Origin of the sequence: Kitasatospora putterlickiae (genome assembly GCF_039527695.1) — a bacterium.
GTDB lineage: Bacteria > Actinomycetota > Actinomycetes > Streptomycetales > Streptomycetaceae > Kitasatospora > Kitasatospora putterlickiae.
Genome location: NZ_BAAAKJ010000014.1, coordinates 18,310 through 20,060 on the forward strand (window position 1 = coordinate 18,310; position 1,751 = coordinate 20,060).

Sequence of the window (1,751 nt, forward strand, 5' to 3'; positions counted from 1 at the left end):
CCACAGGAGCGCACCTCCATGGACCGTACGCTGAACCGGCCCGTGTCGCACAAGCGCCGCCGCGGCCCCGTCCCGGCCCTCGCCGCGGGCGTCACCGCCCTCGCCCTGGCCGGCACCGGCCTCGCCCTCTTCGCCGGCGGTGCCAACGCGGCCGCCGGGAACCTGGTCGCCAACGGCGGCTTCGACGGCTCGCTGAGCGGCTGGGTCTGTACCGGCGCCGCGAGCGCCGTCACCACGCCGGTCCACTCCGGCTCGGGTGCGCTGCAGGCCACCCCGGGCGCGGCGGACACCGCCGAGTGCACCCAGACCATCAGCGTGCTGCCCAACACCAGCTACACCCTGAGCGCCTGGGTCCAGGGCCCGTACGCCTACCTCGGCGCGCGCGGCACCGGTGCCACCGACCCGAGCGTCTGGTCCAACCAGAACAGCTGGAACCAGCTCTCCACCACCTTCACCACCGGTGCGAGCGCCAAGAGCGTCACCGTCTACCTGCACGGCTGGTACGGCCAGAGCGCCTTCCTCGCCGACGACGTCGTGCTGAGCGGCCCGGGCGGGCCCGTCACCCCGAGCCCGACCGCGACGGTCACCCCCACCCCGACCGTCACCCCCACGGTGACGCCGACCGTCACGCCGACCCAGACCGTCACCCCGACCCCCACCCAGACGGTCACCCCGACCCCGACGGTGACGCCCACGGTGACCCCCACGGTGACGCCCACCGGCAACCCGAACCCGGCCCTGCCGAAGCACCTCATCACCGGTTACTGGCACAACTTCGACAACAAGGGCAACAACCTCCAGAAGCTGTCGGACGTGTCGAGCGCGTACGACATCATCGCGGTCTCCTTCGCCGACGCCGTCGCCACCCGCCCCGGCGCCATCACCTTCAAGCTGGACCCGGAGCTCGCGGCCGGCCTCGGCGGCTACACCGACGCCCAGTTCCGCGCCGACGTGAAGGCCAAGCAGGCGGCCGGCAAGAAGGTCATCATCTCCATCGGCGGCCAGAACGGCGCCATCCACATCAACGACGCCGCCGCCGCGTCCGCCTTCGTCGAGACCGCCTACGCGGTGATCAAGGACTACGGCTTCGACGGCCTCGACGTGGACCTGGAGAACGGCCTCAACCCGAACTACCTGGCCGACGCGCTGCACGCCCTCCAGGCCAAGGTCGGCACCGGCTTCATCCTGACGATGGCCCCGGAGACCATCGGGATGTACTCCACCGCCGGCTCCTACTTCCAGCTCGCGCTGAAGACCAAGGACATCCTGACCGTCGTCAACACCCAGTTCTACAACTCGGGCGGCATGAACGGCTGCGACGGCAAGGTCTACACCCAGGGCACCATCGACTTCATCACCTCGCAGATCTGCACCCACATCCAGGGCGGTCTGCGGCCCGACCAGGTCGGCATCGGCGTCCCGGCCTCCAGCAAGGCGGCCGGCGGCGGCTACGTCACGCCGAGCGTCGTCAACAACGCGCTGGACTGCCTGGCCACCGGCAAGAACTGCGGCAGCTTCGTCCCGCCGGCCAAGTGGCCGACCATCCGCGGCGCGATGACCTGGTCCACCAACTGGGACTCCGTGAACGGGAACGCCTTCGCCAACGGCGTCGGCTCGTTCGTCCACCAGATGCCGTAACTCCCCCCGGCGCGCCGCTCCTTGAGGGTGGAGCCTGCGCGTCGGCAACGGGCCCGTCGTACCTGACCGGTACGGCGGGCCCGTTCGCTTTCCGGGCCGTCCGCCGCGGGAGC

Annotated in this window: 1 protein-coding gene; it reads left to right on the forward strand. The window is 70.9% G+C overall.

Features of this window, described 5'->3' with window-relative positions; all coding sequences use genetic code 11:
- Positions 1 to 18 precede the first annotated feature (18 nt).
- On the forward strand, positions 19 to 1,638 hold the full coding sequence (locus ABD308_RS01360) for a chitinase (RefSeq protein WP_344324171.1): 1,620 nt from the start codon (positions 19 to 21) through the stop codon (positions 1,636 to 1,638).
- Positions 1,639 to 1,751 lie beyond the last annotated feature (113 nt).

Excerpts from the sequence above, each read along its gene's own strand:
- ABD308_RS01360 (WP_344324171.1), top strand. The coding sequence starts at position 19 with ATGGACCGTACGCTGAACCGGCCCGTGTCGCACAAGCGCCGCCGCGGC.